Here is a 15,239-nt window from a genome sequence, read left to right on the forward strand (position 1 = left end):
TTGTTGGCGCGGTGTGCGGGGGTGACGGTGCTGGCGACGAGTCGGGAGTCGTTGGGGGTGCCGGGGGAGGTGGTGCGGGTGTTGGGGCCGTTGTCGGTGGGGGCGGGGGTGCGGTTGTTCGGTGAGCGGGGGGCTGCGGTGCGGCCTGGTTTTCGGGTGGAGGAGGTTGCGGGGGCTGCTGAGGAGATTGTTCGGCGGTTGGACGGTCTGCCGTTGGCGGTGGAGTTGGCTGCTGCTCGGTTGCGGATGTTGACGGCGGGGCAGATCGCGGAGCGGTTGGACGATCGGTTTCGGTTGTTGACGTCGGGGGCGCGGACGGTGTTGCCGCGGCAGCAGACCTTGCGGGCGGTTGTCGACTGGTCGTGGGAGTTGTTGGACGGGGCCGAGCGGGCTGTGTTGCGGCGGTTGTCCGTTTTTACGGGTGGGTGTGATCTGGAGGCCGCGGAGGGGGTGTGCAGCGCCGCCTCTGGTGATGTGGCGGATGTGTTGGGTGTGTTGGGGGCTCTTGTCGACAAGTCGCTGGTGGTGGTCTATGAGGGGGAGGGGGGTATGCGGTATCGGTTGTTGGAGACGGTGGGTGAGTATGCGGGGGAGCGGCTTGACGAGGCCGGGGAGCGGGAGAGTGTAGAGCGGCGGCATCTCGTGTACTACCGGGAGCTCGCGCGGAACACCGATCCGCTGCTCCGCACGGGGCGGCAGGTCGCCGCCGTCGCCCGCTTCGGGGTCGAGTACGGGAACCTCCGCACCGCGCTGCGTCGGGCGGTCGCCTCGCGGGACGAGCACGAGGCGCTCGTCCTCGTCCACGCCCTGCTCTGGTACTGGACCATGCGCGACCTGCGCGCCGACGCCCTGCACTGGGCCGAGGCCGTCGCCGCGCTCGGGCCCGACCCCTTCGGGCCGGGCGCCGCCCCCGTCGTACCGCTGCACGAGCCGGTCGCCGCCGGGCCCCCGCCGCTGACCGAGGAGCAGCTGTGGGAGGCGCGGCGCGGGGTGCGGCTGATCGAGCTGCTCAACATGGATCACGAGACGGGGCGGTGGACCACCCCCGAAGGGATCGAGCGGCTACGGCGGATCAATGCGATGTACCCGCCGGGGCTGCCGCAGACCTGTCGGCTGCCCGGTTCGTTCAGTGTTTTCGCTGTGTTGCTCATCGCCGATCCTGGGCGTATGGGGGAGGCCTTGGACGCGCATGTGGCCGCTTGTCGGCGTTATGGGTACGACTGGGAGTTGGGCAACGCCCTGCAACTGCGGGCCAATCTGCTTGCCAACCGGGCCGATCTCGCCGAGCGGGCCACCGCCGACGCCGAGGAGAGTCTGGAGATCTTCGTGCGGCTCGACGACGCCTGGGGGGCCGCCGAGGCGCTGTCCTCGCGGGCCGAGGCGCGGGAGCGGCGGCTGGAGTTCGAGGGGGCCGCCGAGGACTTCGCGGCCGCCATCGAGTACGCCCGGCGGATCGGGGCGCAGTCCCAGATGGCGCTGTTGCGGGCCCGGTATGCCGACATGTTGATCGAGACCGGGCGGCAGGGGGAGGCGGAGAAGATTCTGCGCGAGGTCGTTGATGGTGCGCATGGGCGGGGGCATGAGCCCATGCTCGCGGCGCGGATCTTCCTGGCGATGCTGCTCGGTCGGACCGGGCGTACCGCCGAGGCCCGGACGCACTTGCAGGCGCTGCTCGATGACTTCAGCTCGGAGACGTTTTCTATTTTCGAGGGCTTCACTCTTGGCAGTCTGGGGTGGGTGGACAACTTGGACGGGCGGTACGCCTCCGGGTTCGCGCTTGCCCGGCGGGCTTATGAGCGCTCGATGGGGGCGCTGTCGATGATCGTCGCGCCTCAGATGCCGGCGATCCATCTGCTCACCGCCGCCTGGGCGTTGGCCGGGCTGGGTGGGCCGGGGGCCCGTACGGCGGGTGTGCTGCTGGGGGCGTACGAGGGGCTGTTGCCGGAGGGGTATCTGCCGCCGCCGATGGAGCGGGAGAACCGGAGGGTAGGTGCCGAGCTGGCGCTTGCCGTGCTCGGTGAGGCGGAGTTCGAGGCCGCCTACGCCGAAGGCGGCGGCCTCTCCCTTGAGGAGGCCGCCGCCCTGCTCGTGCGCGCCGACGCGATCAACGGGCGCGCCGAGTCCTGAAGCCCCCGGCTCAGGTCTTCTTGCGGAACTTGGAGACCGCGAGCGGGGCCATGACCGCCGTGATGCCGGCCGCCCAGGCGAGGGTCATCCACGCCGAGTGGGCGACCGGGCCGCCGTTCATCAGGCCGCGGGCCGCGTCGGCGAGGTTGGACAGCGGGTTGTAGTCGGTGAAGGTCTGGAGCCAGCCGGGCATCGTGGTCGGGTTGGCGAAGATCGACGAGCCGAACTGGAGGGGCATCAGCACGATCATCGCCATCCCCTGGACGGCCTGGGCCGTCTTCATGGTGAGGCCGAGCAGGATGAAGATCCACATCAGGGCGGCGCCGAAGACCATCGACAGGCCGATCGCGGCGAGCAGTCCGAGGACCGACTGGATCTCCAGGCCGAGCAGGAAGCCCATGCCGAGGAGGATCGTGGTGGCGATCAGCATGCGGCCGATCTCGACGACGATCTTCGCGATGAGGACCGAGGAGCGGGCGATCGGCATGGTCCGGAACCGGTCCATGACGCCCTTCTTGAAGTCGTCGTTGATGCCGGTGCCGACGCCCATCGCGATGTTCATGCCCATCATCGCCATCAGGCCGGGCACCAGGTAGTTCACGTACTCCTGCTGGTTGCCCTTGCCGGCCATCGCGCCGCCGAAGACGTACGTGAACAGCAGGATGAAGATGATCGGCATCAGGACGGCGTCGAACATCGACTCCGGGTCCTGCTTGATCTGGAGGGCGTTGCGGCGGGCCAGGGCGGCGATGTGGCGCAGGTTGGCCCGCAGGCCGATCCGGCCGTCGGCGGCGCCGGGCGCGGCCCGTCGGGAGGGCGTGGTGCCGGGGGTGTCCACGGGGGACTGGGGCAGGGTGGTGGTGCTCATGCGGCGACCTCCTGGGTGATCGCGTCGGATGCGGTCTTCTCGCCCGTGATGGCGAGGAACACCTCGTCGAGGCTGGGCAGGTGGGTGCCGATGTGCGCGATGCCGTAGCCGCGGGCGGCGAACAGGCCCACGACCGCGGTCAGTTGTTCGTCGCTGAGGATCGGCACGTACAGCGCGCCCTCGTCCGGTACGACGGTGGCGCCGGCGATCCCGTCGAGGCCGGACTCGTGGAGCGCGGCGGCCATGGCGGACAGGTCGGCCGGGTCGGCCGGGCGGACCGTGAGGGTGCGTCCGCCGACCCGGGCCTTCAGCTCGTCGACGCCGCCCTGGGCGATGACCCGGCCGCGGTCGATGACGGTCAGCTCGTTCGCGAGCTGCTCCGCCTCCTCCATGTACTGGGTGGTCAGCAGGACGGTGGCGCCCTCGGCGACCATCCGCTGGACCTCGTCCCAGACCTCGTTGCGGGTACGGGGGTCGAGGCCGGTGGTCGGCTCGTCCAGGTAGAGCACGGCCGGCCGGCCGATCATCGAGGCGGCCAGGTCGAGGCGGCGCCGCATGCCGCCGGAGTAGTTCATCGCGGGGCGCTTGGCCGCTTCGGTGAGGGAGAAGCGCTCCAGGAGCTCGTCGGCGCGGGCGCGGGCGTCCTTGCGGGAGAGGTCGAGCAGCCGCCCGATCATGTACAGGTTCTCCCAGCCGGACAGCTTCTCGTCGACCGAGGCGTACTGGCCGGTGAGGCCTATGGTGCGGCGCAGCTGGCGGGGCTGGCGCACCACGTCGTAGCCGGCCACGACGGCGGTGCCGGCGTCCGGGACGATGAGGGTGGACAGACAGCGGACGAGGGTGGTCTTGCCGGCGCCGTTGGGGCCGAGGACCCCGAGGACGGTGCCCTCGCGGACGTCCAGGTCGACCCCGTCGAGGGCCTTCGTCTCGCCGAAGTGCTTCACGAGGCCCCGGACCTCGACGGCGTTGGTGTGTGATCGCGTCATGTCCCCCATGGAACACGGCGCCACCGACAGCGCACCGACAGGCGACCGACAGCCCGCCGACGGGGGACGGTCGGCGGGCTGTCGTCGTTACCGGAGGCGGTCTAGTGGAAGGTGTGCTCCTCGGCGGGGAACGCCCCGCCCGTGACGTCCTCGGCGAAGGCGCGGGCGGCGTCGCCGAGGGTCGCGCGCAGGTTGGCGTACTGCTTGGTGAAGCGCGGCACCTTGCCGCCGGTCAGGCCGGCCATGTCGGTCCAGACGAGGACCTGCGCGTCCGTGTCGGGGCCCGCGCCGATGCCGATGGTGGGGATGTGCAGCGAGCGGGTGACCTCGGCGGCCAGCTCGGCCGGGACGAGCTCCAGGACCACGGCGAAGGCGCCCGCGTCCTGCGCCGCCTTGGCGTCGCCGAGCAGCCGGTGGGCGGCCTCGTCGGAGCGGCCCTGCACCCGGTAGCCCATGGTGTTCACGGACTGGGGGGTCAGGCCCAGGTGGGACATGACGGGGATGCCGGCCTGGACGAGCAGCTCGGTCTGCGGGAGGGAGCGCTCGCCGCCCTCCAGCTTGACCGCGCCCACGCCCGCGTCCTTGACCAGCCGGGTGGCGTTGCGCAGGGCCTGGACGGGGCCCTCCTGGTACGAGCCGAAGGGGAGGTCGCCGACGACGAGGGCGCGCTTGGTGCCCCGTACGACGGCGGCGGAGAGCAGCGTCATCTCGTCCATGGTGACGGGCACGGTGTCCTCGTAGCCGAGGTGACAGTTGCCCATCGAGTCGCCGACGAGGACCACCGGGATGCCGGCCTCGTCGAAGACGGACGCGGTCATGGCGTCGTAGGCGGTGAGCATGGGCCACTTCTCGCCGCGGGTCTTGGCGGCGGCGATGTCGTGGACGGTGATGCGGCGGGTGCCCTTCCCTCCGTACAGCGCCTTGCTGCTGTCGGCGGGCGGTTTCTGGGCAGCCTGAAGCGTCATGGTGAACGGCTCCTTTTGTCATCTCGAGGCGCCCTGTGGCGTCCCCGGACCATGTCCATGGTGGCACTTCGCCGGGGGGCCGGGGAAGTGGGGCGGAGTGGCGCTGTTCACACCGCCGCAACGTAAAGAATTCCTCAGCTTTTTCGATACGAGACGGTCCCGTATCGAAATAGGTCTAGGGTGGGGGCATGTCTCAGCCGTCCCCTGAAGTCACCCCGTCCCGCATACCCGAGGCCGTGCACCGGCGCCGCTGGGCGATCCTCGGCGTCCTCATGCTCAGCCTGCTGATCGTCGTCCTCGACAACTCGATCCTGAACGTCGCGGTCAAGACGATCGCCAGCCCCGCGCCCACCGGCATCGGCGCCACCCAGAGCGAGCTGGAGTGGGCCATCAACTCCTACACGCTCGTCTTCGCCGGGCTCCTCTTCACCTCGGGACTGCTCGGCGACCGCCTCGGCCGCAAGAAGGTCCTTCTTTTCGGCATCACGGTCTTCGGCGTCGCCTCCGCGCTCGCCGCGCTCTCCGGCTCCCCGGGCGAGCTCATCGCCTACCGGGCGCTCATGGGCCTCGGCGCCGCCTTCGTCATGCCGGCCACCCTCGCCGTCCTCATGAACGTCTTCGAGCGCGACGAGCAGCCCAAGGCCATCGGCATCTGGGCCGGCAGCGTCGGCCTCGCCATCGCCATCGGCCCCATCACCGGCGGCATCCTCCTGGAGCACTTCTGGTGGGGCTCGATCTTCCTGGTCAACGTGCCCGTCGTGCTCCTCGCGCTGGTCCTCATGACCTGGCTCGTGCCCGACTCCAAGGACCCGAAGCCCGGCCGGATCGACCTGCCCGGCGTACTGCTCTCCGTCCTCGGCCTGGTCCTGCTGGTGTACGGCATCATCCGCGGCGGCGAGCTGGCCACCGTCGCCGACATCACCGTGCTGCTGCCCGCGCTGGGCGGTCTCGCGGTCCTGGCCGCCTTCGTCCTGTACGAGAAGCGCAGCGACCACCCGGCGCTCGACATCTCGTACTTCCGCAAGCCCGCGTTCTCGGCCGCCGTCGCCGCCATCGCGCTGGTCTTCTTCGCCCTGCTCGGCGTGACCTTCTTCTCCGCCTTCTATCTGCAGAGCGTGCGCGGCTACAGCGCCCTGGAGTCCGGGCTGCTGATCCTGCCGCTGGCCATCGCCCAGATGATCTTCTCGCCCCGGGCCCGCTTCGTCGTCGAGCGCTTCGGCGCCAAGGCCGTCTGCACGGCCGGCATGCTCGCCGTCGCCGTCGGCCTGGGCGCCTTCGCCTTCTTCGACGCCGGCACCCCGATCTGGGTCATGGAGATCGTCTTCTTCGTGCAGGGCGCCGGCATGGCGCACATCATGCCGCCGGTCACCGTCGCCGTCATGCAGGCGCTGCCCCGCGAGAAGGCCGGCTCCGGTTCGGCGATCAACAACACCTTCCGCCAGGTCGGCGGGGCGCTGGGCGTGGCCGTGCTCGGCTCCGTCCTGTCCTCCACCTACCGGGGCGGCATCGAGGACCACCTCGGCGTGGTCCCGCCCGGGCTGCGCGACGCGGCCGGCGAGTCCATCGAGGCCACTCTGGCGGTCGCCGAGAAGCTGGGCCCCGCCGGGCGCGGCCTGGTCGCCCCCGCGTACGACGCCTTCCTCGACGCCATGCACATCACCGCCGTCTGCTCCGCCGCCGTCGCCCTCGTGGGCGCCCTCGTCGTGGCCCTGTTCCTGCCCGGGCGCACCCCGGCGCCGCCCATGGAGCGCTCCGCCGTTCCCGGCGGCCGCGAGAAGGCGGGAGAATCGGTGACGAGGTAACGGCGGAGGCGGCGGTGGCCGAGGGGTCCGGACGGAGAGGTGGAGCGGACGTGACGCAGGAGAACGGCGGGGCGCGGGCGACGGGCCCGGGGACCGGGCGGCGCGGCCCGGCACCGACGACGGCGCCCGCCGCGGCGCCGACGACGGCCCCCGCCGAGGACTGCGCCGGGGCCGCCCGGCGCGGGCGGCCCCGCAGCGAGGCCGCCGAGCAGGCGATCTTCGACGCGGCGATCGGGCTCCTGGAGGGCGGCACCTCGCTGACCGAGCTGTCCATCGAGAAGATCGCCCGCACCGCCGGGGTCGGCAAGGCCACCATCTACCGCCGCTGGCCCGGCAAGGAGGAGCTCTTCGTCGACCTCCTGCGGTCCTTCGAGGCCCCGGACCCGGTGCTGCCCGGCGCCTCGGTCCGGGACGACCTCGTCGCGCTCATGGAGTCCATCCGGCGGCGAGGACTCGCCAAACGGAACTCGGCGCTGCTGCACAACGTGTTCTCGCAGATGCAGAGCTACCCCAAGCTGTGGGACGCGTACCACCAGACCGTCATCGACCCCCGCCGCCGCATGTGCCTGGAAGTCGTACGGCGCGGGATGGCGCTCGGCGAGATCCGCGCCGACCTCGACGCCGAACTCGTCAACGACCTCGTCACCGGCCCGCTGCTGCTGCGCACCGTCATCCGCCCCGACGCCCCCCTGGAGCCGGACCTCGCCGAGCGGGTCGTCGACGCCGTTCTGGACGGCGTACGCCCGCGCGACTGACCCGGCGGGAGGAGTCGTACGAATGTGCGCGTTCTGTCACAGCAGTACGCCCCGCGCCACCTGCAGGAACCCGCCACGCGGCTCTGTCGTCCCTCGGGGAGTACGACCGAACCGGAATCGCCTAGGGTCGAGTCCGGGTCGCAGAGCAAGGCAGTGAGGACGGCAGCGATGACGCGGGTGGACATGACGGAGACCGAGAGCGGCGGCGCGCCGCGCGACAAGGGCCCCGCCTCCCGGCTCGCCCACCGCCTGCGGGCCCTGCGCGGCGACCGGGGCATCTGGCGCCGCGGCATCCTTCTCGCCCTGTGCGCGGTGCTGCTGACGCTCCTGATGGTGTTCCACTCGGACATCCCCAACCGGATCGGCAACCTCGGCAGCCTGACCGAGACCTTCCTGCCCTGGCTCGGCCTCTTCGTGCCGCTGCTGTTCGTCCTCGCCCTGCTGCGCCGCTCCGCGACCGCGATGGTCGCCCTGCTGCTCCCGGCCGTCGTCTGGCTCAACCTCTTCGGCGGCCTCATGGTGGACAAGTCGGAGCCCGGCGAGGGCCTCACGGTGGTGAGCCACAACGTGAACGCCGACAACCCGGACCCGGAGGGCACGGCCCGTCAGATCGCCGCCTCCGGCGCGGACGTGGTGGCCCTGGAGGAGCTCAAGGGCGACATGGTGCCCAGCTACGAGCGGGTCCTCGCCGACACGTACCGCTACCACTCGGTCCAGGGCACGGTCGGCCTGTGGAGCAAGTACCCGCTGCGCGACCCCAAGCCGGTGGACATCCGGATGGGCTGGACCCGCGCCATGCGCGCCACCGTCGTCGCCCCGGCCGGAGAGGTGGCGGTCTACGTGGCCCACCTCCCCTCCGTACGGGTCAAGCTGAACGCCGGCTTCACCGCCAACCAGCGCGACGACAGCGCCATCGCCCTCGGCGAGGCCATCTCCCACGACCCGCACCGGCGGATCGTGCTGCTCGGCGACCTCAACGGCACCATGAACGACCGCTCGCTCAACGCCGTGACCTCGCAGCTGCGTTCCACGCAGGGCGCGGCCGGTGACGGCTTCGGCTTCAGCTGGCCGGCGTCCTTCCCGATGGCCCGCATCGACCAGATCATGGTCAAGGGAGTGGAGCCGCTCGCCTCCTGGACCCTCCCGGAGACGAAGAGCGACCACCTGCCGGTCGCGGCCCGCGTCCGGCTCTGAGCCGGACGCCGGAGGCTCCGTCAGGAGCGTGTCTCCCGCCAGCGGTTGGTGATCGGCAGGCGCCGGTCCTTGCCGAAGCCCTTCGCGGAGATCTTGGTGCCCGGCGGGTACTGGCGGCGCTTGTACTCCGCCGTGTCCACCATCCGCAGCGTGCGGGCGACCAGTTCCTCGTCGAAGCCGGCGGCGACGATCTCGTCCTTGCCCCGGTCGCGGTCGACGTAGAGCTCCAGGATCCGGTCCAGGACCGCGTAGTCCGGCAGCGAGTCCGTGTCGACCTGGCCCGGGCGGAGTTCGGCGCTCGGCGGCTTGCTGATCGAGTTCTCCGGGATCGGCGGGAGCTGACCGCGCTCCTCGGCGGCCCGGTTGCGCCAGCGGGCGAGCCGGAAGACGTCCGACTTGTAGACGTCCTTGATGGGGCCGTACGCGCCGACGGAGTCGCCGTACAGGGTCGAATAGCCCACCGCCAGCTCGGACTTGTTGCCCGGGGCGAGGACGAGGTGGCCCTCCTGGTTGGAGAGCGCCATGAGCAGCGTGCCGCGCAGCCGGGACTGGAGGTTCTCCTCGGCGAGCCCGGTCAGGCCGAGCGAGCCCATGTAGGCGTCGAACATCGGCTCGATGGAGACGGTGCGGAAGCCGAGGCCGGTGCGGCGGGCCAGCTCGGCGGCGTCGCCGCGCGAGTGGTCCGAGGAGTACTTCGAGGGCATCGACACGCCGTGCACGTGCGCGGCGCCGACCGCGTCGCAGGCGATGGCGGCGACCAGGGCGGAGTCGATGCCGCCGGACAGGCCGACCAGGACGGACCGGAAGCCGTTCTTGGCGACGTACGCCCGCAGGCCGACGACCAACGCCGAGTAGACCTCCTCGTCGTCGTCGAGCCGCTCCGCGTAGCCGCCGGTCACCTCCGGCTCGTACGCGGGCAGCGGCTCCTCGGAGAGCACCACCCGGTCGATCCGCAGCCCGTCGTCCACGATGCCGGTGGGGGCGTCCGGCACGGCGGCCGGGAGCTCCAGGTCCAGGATCACGCTGCCCTCGGCGAACTGCGGGGCGCGCGCGACGACCTCGCCGTCGGCGTCGACGACGATCGAGTCGCCGTCGAAGACCAGCTCGTCCTGGCCGCCGGTGGTCGCGAGGTACGCGGTGACGCAGCCGGCCTCCCGGGCGCGGGTGCGGACCAGTTCGAGCCGGGTGTCGTCCTTGTTCCGCTCGTACGGGGAGGCGTTGACCGAGAGCAGCAGTCCGGCCCGCGCGCTGCGGGCCGCCGGGACCCGGCCGCCCTCCTGCCACAGGTCCTCGCAGATCGCGAGGGCGATGTCGACGCCGTGGACGCGCAGGACGGGCAGGGTGTCGCCCTGGACGAAGTAGCGGTACTCGTCGAAGACGCCGTAGTTGGGCAGATGGTGCTTGGCGAAGCGCAGCACCACCTCGCCCCGGTACAGCACGGCGGCGGCGTTCTCGGGGGAGCCGGCGGGGCGGCCGAGCCGGGGCCGGTCGCGTTCTGACCGGTCGAGGTAGCCGACGACGACCGGCAGCTCGCCGAAGCCCTCGTCCGCGAGGCGCCGCCCGAGCGCCCGCAGGGCGGTCCGGGAGGCCTCGACGAACGAGGGGCGCAGCGCCAGGTCCTCGACGGGATAGCCGGTCAGCACCATCTCGGGGAACGCGACGAGGTGCGCCCCCTGTTCGGCGGCGTGCCGGGTCCACTGGACGACGGCCTCGGCGTTGCCGGCGAGATCGCCGACCGTCGAGTCGATCTGATTCAGGGCGAGGCGTAGTTGAGGCACCTCCCCAGTCTAATCGTCAATTCGACGCTATGTCCTGGGGAATGGTCGGTGCCCGCCTGTGCCGTTACTTCGTCGGACCGGACCAGACGGCGGAGTCGTGCTCCAGGACCGTCGGGGAGAGCTCGACCTGGAGCTCGCCGGCGGCGTCGGGCGCCATGCCGAAGGTGAAGTCGGCCTTGGCCTGCTTGCCGGGGAGCACCTTGCCCTCGAAGGGCTTGGTGGCGTTGCTGCCGTCGAAGACCATCTCGGCGGCCTTGCCGTTGGCGTCGCTCGCGTTCGGCAGGGCGGTGGTGACGTCGAGGGCCTTCTTGCCGCCGTTCTCGATGGTGATGGTCACCTGGAAGGCCTTGTTGCCCTTGGTGAAGCCGGCGGCGAAGGCGTCGGGCTTGTGGGCGCGCGGCTTGGAGACGGTGACCTTGACGCCGTCCTCGTACACGAAGGTCTCGCCGAACTTCAGCGACTCGGGGGTCTGGGCGGCGGGGTCGGCCGGGGCCTCGGTGGAGGCGTCCGCGCCGGGGGCGGCGGAGGAGGCGGCGGTGCCCTTGCCGAGCTCCTTGTCGATCTCCTCGGAGTACTCCTTCACCGCGGTGGCGAGCACGATCGTCCAGGCGATGGCGGCGAGGATCGAGACGGCGCCCAGGACCAGGCCGGTGACGGCCATGCCCTTGTTGGTCGCCAGGCCCTTGCCGGCGCGGGAGGAGCCGATGATGCCGAAGATCAGGGCCAGCAGGCCCAGGATCCCGCCGAGCCAGAAGAGGAACGGGATGATCGCGAAGAGCAGGCCCACGATGCCGAGCACCAGTGCCGTGACGCCGAGCCCGTTGCGGGGCTGGGCCGGGGGCTGCATCCCGGGCGCGCCGTAGGGCTGCTGGTCGGGGGAGTGGGTGGGCATGGTCATGCGGTGTCCTTCGGGAGCGGTTCGGGGCATGGCGGGACCGCCCCACCCCTGAGGCCACGACCGTATGTCAAGGGAAAGTAAAGAGACCACTTGATTGATGAACGAGATGTGTTCGTGATCGACGGAGGGGGTAAAGCGGTCGTTTCGTTACCTTTTCCGCCGACATGCGAAGCCGGTCGGGTCCGCTGATCATGAGCCCATGACGACCACTGACGATTCGGCGGAGTCGGCGGGGAACACCGCGGCGGCCTCCGCCGCCGACGCGGGGCTCCGCCAGGACGACGGCACCAAGCGGCAGTTCATCTCCTGGCTGACGCTCGCCTTCATGACCACCGCGTCCGTGGCCTCGCTGCGTCCCTCGCCGTCCATGGCCATCTACGGACTCGCGGCGATCTTCCTCTACCTGCTGCCCGCCCTCGTGTTCCTGCTGCCCACCGCCCTGGTCGGCGCCGAGCTCGCCTCCGGCTGGGAGGGCGGCATCTACCGCTGGGTCAGCGAGGCGCTCGGCAAACCGCTCGGCTTCCTCGCCGTCTGGTGCCAGTTCGCCATGACGATCGCCTACTACCCGAGCCTGCTCGCGTACGTGGCCTCGACCTTCGCGTACGTCATCGACCCCTCCCTCGCGGAGAACGGCCTCTACGTCGCCATCGTCATCGTCGTCGTCTACTGGTCCGGGGTCTGGATCTCCTCGCGCGGTACGAAGACGATCGCCGGCCTGTCCTCCTTCGGCCTGATCGTCGGCACCCTCATCCCCGGCGTCCTGCTCGTCGTCCTCGGCATGGTCTTCCTCGGCCAGGGCAACCCCTCCGCGCAGCCCATGAGCGCCGACCACTGGCTGCCGCCGTGGACCGGCCTCGCCAGCCTGGTCCTCATCGTCAACAACTTCCTCTCCTACGCGGGCATGGAGATGAACGGCGTCCACGTCTCCTCGCTGCGCGAGCCCAAGCGCGAGTACCCGAAGTCGATGTTCCTGGCCACCGGCCTGGTCCTGCTGATCTTCATCCTTCCGGCCCTGGCCATCGCCTGGGTGATGCCCTCCGAGCAGCTCAGCCTGACCGCCGGTCTCATGCAGGCCTTCCAGGCCTTCTTCGACCACTTCTCGATCGGCTGGATGACCAGGGTCGTCGGCGTCATGCTGGTCTGCGCCGCCCTCGGCGGCATGCTCACCTGGCTCTCCGGACCCGCCAAGGGCCTCGTCCTGCTCTCCCGGCAGGAGGGCTACCTGCCGCCCGTGTTCCAGAAGTTCAACAAGGCCGGCGCCCCCATGAACATCATGGTCGCGCAGGGCGTCGTCACCACCCTGATCGGCATCCTCTACGCCTTCAGCGACAACGTCTCCAGCGCGTACTGGATGTTCTCCGTGATCACCGTGCAGATCTACCTCATCGCCTACCTGCTGATGTTCGTTGCCGTCGTCAAGCTGCGCAGGACCCAGCCCGACGTCCAGCGCGGCTTCCGCGTCCCCGCCGTCGCCTGGGTCGCCGGCATCGGCTTCGTCTCCTCCGTCCTGGCCCTCGTCATCGGCTTCGTACCGCCCGACCAGTTCGGCGGCCAGCCGCTGTGGCGCTACCTCCTGATCGTCGGCGGCGGACTGCTCGTGCTCGGCCTCGCGATCCCCGCGGCCCTGCTCAAATACCGCAAGCCGGGCTGGATCCACCCGGACCACCGGGAACCTTCCGCCACGCCCTGACGTAGGACCAGTGTGTCCAGGAACGCCACGCGCACCGCCGCCGTCCTCCTCGCGCTCGGCGCGCTCGCGTACACCGCCTGGGTGCTCGAAGTCGTCGTCCGGACCGGGCTCGACCCGGTCCGGACCTACGTCTCCGAGCTCGCCGCCGCCGACCAGCCGCTCGGCGGCCTGTTCCGCGCGACGGACCTCACGGCCGGGCTGCTCGTCCTCGCGGGCGCGCTGACCGGCCTCGCGGCGACCGGATGGCACGGCAGGGCCGACCTCGCGGGGACCTCCTGGGCCCGGCGTGAACCCGGCCCGCGCCGCCCCTGGCTGCTCGTCGGCTGGCTCGCCCTCGCGCTCTTCGGGGCCGCCACCGCCGTCGACTCCCGCCTCCCGCTCAGCTGTACCCCCACCGCCGACCCCGAGTGCGCCGCCCGCGAGACCGCCGGGCTCGTGCCCGCCACCCACACCGCCCACGCCGTCAGCTCCAGCCTCGCCATGGCCGGCGCCCTCACCGCGATCGTCGCCCTCACCATCGCCGCCCGCCGCTACGGCCTCTGGCGCCCCCTGGCCCGCACCGGCCCCGCCCTGGTAGCCCTGGAACTCGCCGCCACCGCCTGGACCCTCGCCGCGGTAGCCGCCTTCGAGGCGGGCAAGGGCCTGTGGTCCCTGGGCGCCGGGCAACGCCTCCAGGTGCTGCTGGTGGCGGTGTGGGTGGGGGTGCTGGCGGTGTCCTTGTACCGGGAGCAGGGGGCCGTACGGTCCAGGGGACGGCGCCCATGACCCCCGCAGGCTCCGCGTCCCTCACCCCCCTCTTCGTCCGGATCGGCGGCGTCCCCCACCACGTCGTCGTCGACGGATCGGGGCCCGTCTGTGTGCTGTCCGCCGGGCTCGGTATGAGCTGGTTCGACTGGGATCCGGTCGTCCCGCTGCTCGCGCCGCACCGCACCGTCGTCCGGTTCGACCGCCCGGGGCACGGACTCTCCGCGCCGGCCGCCGGGCCGTCCACCGCCGCGGGCGAGGCGGACCGGATCGCCGGTGTGCTCGACGCGCTGCGCCTGGCCGGGCCCGTCACCGTCGTCGGCCACTCGCTCGCCGGGTTCCACGCCGAGGCTTTCGCGCGGCTGCACCCCGCCCGTACCGCCGCGCTCGTCCTCGTCGACTCCTCCGTGGAGGAGCGGCCCCGCGTCTCCCGTACGGCGCCCGCCCGCGCCCGGTTGACCGGCGCGCTGCTGTCCGCCCTCGGCGTCCCGGCCGCGCTCGGGCCGGCCGCCCGCGCGCTGTCCGTACGGCACGACCCCGCGCCGCCCGCCCTCGTCCGCCGCGTCTACCGCACCTCGCGCGTGCTGCGCGGCACCCTCGACGAGAACGCCCGCTACGGCGCCGTCGCCGCCGAACTCCTCGCCCTGCGCGACCGCGTCCCGCTGCCGCCGGGCCTGCCCGTCACCGTGCTCGCCGCGCCCGACGGCTCCGCCCGCTGGGAGCGGCGCCAACGCGCGCTGGCCCGGCGGCTCGGCGCCCGCTACGAGGCGGCCGAGCCGTCGGGCCATCTGGTCATGCTGGACCGCCCGGACGCCGTGGCCCGGGCCGTGCTGGGCAGCGGCGGCCGACGGCGGCTGAGCCCGGGTCAGGAAGGCGCGTAGACGCTCTCGCAGAACGCCTTCAGCTGCTCGTCCGTCAGGCCCTTGGCCAGGTCCGCCTCGCTGATCATGCCGACCAGCTTCTTGTTCTCGACGACCGGCAGCCGCCGGATCTGGTGGCTCTGCATCTCCTCAAGGACCGCGCCCACGTCGGCGCCCGCGTCGATCCAGCGCGGGGTGCCCTTCGCCATGTCACCGCAGGTGATCTTGGCGGGGTCGTGGCCCATGGCCACACAGCCGACGACGATGTCGCGGTCCGTGAGGATGCCGCACAGCCGTTCCTGCTGGTCGGCGATGGGCAGCGCGCCCACGTTCAGGTCACGCATCAACTGGGCGGCACGGTCGAGCGTCTCGTGTGCGGGGATCCACTGGGCCCCCGCGTGCATGATGTCCTTCGCCGTGGTCATGGGGTGCGTACCTTTCGTAGAACTTCGCACGACGCCGTCCGTGCGCCGTGCGCCGTGCGGAGGTCCGGTCCCGAGCCACCCTCAATTGTCCGGGCACGACGCGGCCCCCGCGACCGCAGGGGTCACGGGGGCCGTCGCGGCGGCGCG

The 15,239-nt window shown here is 71.6% G+C and carries 13 protein-coding genes; 7 read left to right on the top strand and 6 right to left on the bottom strand.

Annotation, left to right across the window (positions count from 1 at the left end; genetic code table 11):
• Nucleotides 1-2,127: ATP-binding protein (locus ABTZ54_RS09645; RefSeq protein ID WP_502997217.1), on the top strand; the 2,127-nt coding region annotated here is incomplete at its 5' end.
• A gap of 10 nt (nucleotides 2,128-2,137) precedes the next feature.
• Here ABTZ54_RS09645 and ABTZ54_RS09650 read toward each other — a convergent pair.
• The 3 genes from ABTZ54_RS09650 to panB form a co-directional block, all read right to left on the bottom strand.
• Complete coding sequence (locus ABTZ54_RS09650; protein WP_351659199.1) at nucleotides 2,138-2,995, bottom strand: ABC transporter permease; 858 nt, start codon at nucleotides 2,993-2,995, stop codon at nucleotides 2,138-2,140.
• Nucleotides 2,992-3,990 carry an ATP-binding cassette domain-containing protein gene (locus ABTZ54_RS09655; RefSeq protein ID WP_351659202.1) on the bottom strand — a complete coding sequence of 333 codons (999 nt, stop codon included), beginning with the start codon at nucleotides 3,988-3,990 and terminating at the stop codon, nucleotides 2,992-2,994. The genes ABTZ54_RS09650 and ABTZ54_RS09655 overlap by 4 nt, the downstream gene beginning before the upstream one ends.
• 92 nt (nucleotides 3,991-4,082) lie before the next feature.
• A complete protein-coding gene (gene panB, locus ABTZ54_RS09660; RefSeq protein ID WP_351659205.1) occupies nucleotides 4,083-4,946 on the bottom strand; it encodes a 3-methyl-2-oxobutanoate hydroxymethyltransferase in 864 nt (287 codons plus the stop codon).
• A gap of 188 nt (nucleotides 4,947-5,134) precedes the next feature.
• Here panB and ABTZ54_RS09665 point away from each other — a divergent pair, with 188 nt between their 5' ends.
• The 3 genes from ABTZ54_RS09665 to ABTZ54_RS09675 all read left to right on the top strand — a co-directional run bounded on the left by ABTZ54_RS09665 (nucleotide 5,135) and on the right by ABTZ54_RS09675 (nucleotide 8,697).
• Nucleotides 5,135-6,748 carry an MFS transporter gene (locus ABTZ54_RS09665; RefSeq protein WP_351659208.1) on the top strand — a complete coding sequence of 538 codons (1,614 nt, stop codon included), beginning with the start codon at nucleotides 5,135-5,137 and terminating at the stop codon, nucleotides 6,746-6,748.
• Nucleotides 6,749-6,798: 50 nt separating this feature from the next.
• On the top strand, nucleotides 6,799-7,503 hold the full coding sequence (locus tag ABTZ54_RS09670) for a TetR/AcrR family transcriptional regulator (protein WP_351659211.1): 705 nt from the start codon (nucleotides 6,799-6,801) through the stop codon (nucleotides 7,501-7,503).
• Between the two features lie 168 nt (nucleotides 7,504-7,671).
• The gene (locus tag ABTZ54_RS09675) at nucleotides 7,672-8,697 is read left to right on the top strand and encodes an endonuclease/exonuclease/phosphatase family protein (RefSeq protein WP_351659214.1); all 1,026 of its coding nucleotides are present in this window, start codon (nucleotides 7,672-7,674) and stop codon (nucleotides 8,695-8,697) included.
• 20 nt (nucleotides 8,698-8,717) lie between these two features.
• Here the strand turns inward: ABTZ54_RS09675 and ABTZ54_RS09680 are convergent, their stop codons facing one another.
• Together ABTZ54_RS09680 and ABTZ54_RS09685 are read right to left on the bottom strand one after the other, a co-directional pair.
• The gene (locus ABTZ54_RS09680) at nucleotides 8,718-10,475 is read right to left on the bottom strand and encodes an NAD+ synthase (RefSeq protein ID WP_351659217.1); all 1,758 of its coding nucleotides are present in this window, start codon (nucleotides 10,473-10,475) and stop codon (nucleotides 8,718-8,720) included.
• A 64-nt stretch (nucleotides 10,476-10,539) separates the two neighbouring features.
• Nucleotides 10,540-11,373: a DUF4190 domain-containing protein gene (locus tag ABTZ54_RS09685; protein WP_351659220.1), complete on the bottom strand. Its 834-nt coding sequence runs from the start codon at nucleotides 11,371-11,373 to the stop codon at nucleotides 10,540-10,542.
• A 199-nt stretch (nucleotides 11,374-11,572) separates the two neighbouring features.
• Here ABTZ54_RS09685 and gadC point away from each other — a divergent pair, with 199 nt between their 5' ends.
• Genes gadC through ABTZ54_RS09700 form a run of 3 tightly spaced genes read left to right on the top strand, consistent with a single transcriptional unit; the run spans nucleotide 11,573 to nucleotide 14,688 of the window.
• Entirely contained in the window at nucleotides 11,573-13,063 is a 1,491-nt protein-coding gene (gene gadC, locus ABTZ54_RS09690) for a glutamate/gamma-aminobutyrate antiporter GadC (protein ID WP_351659223.1), read from the top strand.
• Nucleotides 13,064-13,075: 12 nt separating this feature from the next.
• On the top strand, nucleotides 13,076-13,828 hold the full coding sequence (locus tag ABTZ54_RS09695) for a DUF998 domain-containing protein (protein ID WP_351659226.1): 753 nt from the start codon (nucleotides 13,076-13,078) through the stop codon (nucleotides 13,826-13,828).
• Nucleotides 13,825-14,688, top strand: coding sequence for an alpha/beta fold hydrolase (locus ABTZ54_RS09700; RefSeq protein WP_351659229.1), 864 nt, complete (start codon nucleotides 13,825-13,827; stop codon nucleotides 14,686-14,688). The genes ABTZ54_RS09695 and ABTZ54_RS09700 overlap by 4 nt, the downstream gene beginning before the upstream one ends.
• On the opposite strand, the gene ABTZ54_RS09705 is transcribed toward ABTZ54_RS09700, so the two are convergent.
• Nucleotides 14,673-15,092 (bottom strand): CBS domain-containing protein, encoded by a 420-nt coding sequence (locus tag ABTZ54_RS09705; RefSeq protein ID WP_351659232.1) that lies wholly within the window; start codon nucleotides 15,090-15,092, stop codon nucleotides 14,673-14,675. The two genes, ABTZ54_RS09700 and ABTZ54_RS09705, sit on opposite strands and share 16 nt — an antisense overlap.
• Nucleotides 15,093-15,239: the final 147 nt, after the last annotated feature.

The sequence above is a fragment of the Streptomyces sp. NPDC094032 genome, assembly GCF_040303965.1.
GTDB lineage: Bacteria > Actinomycetota > Actinomycetes > Streptomycetales > Streptomycetaceae > Streptomyces.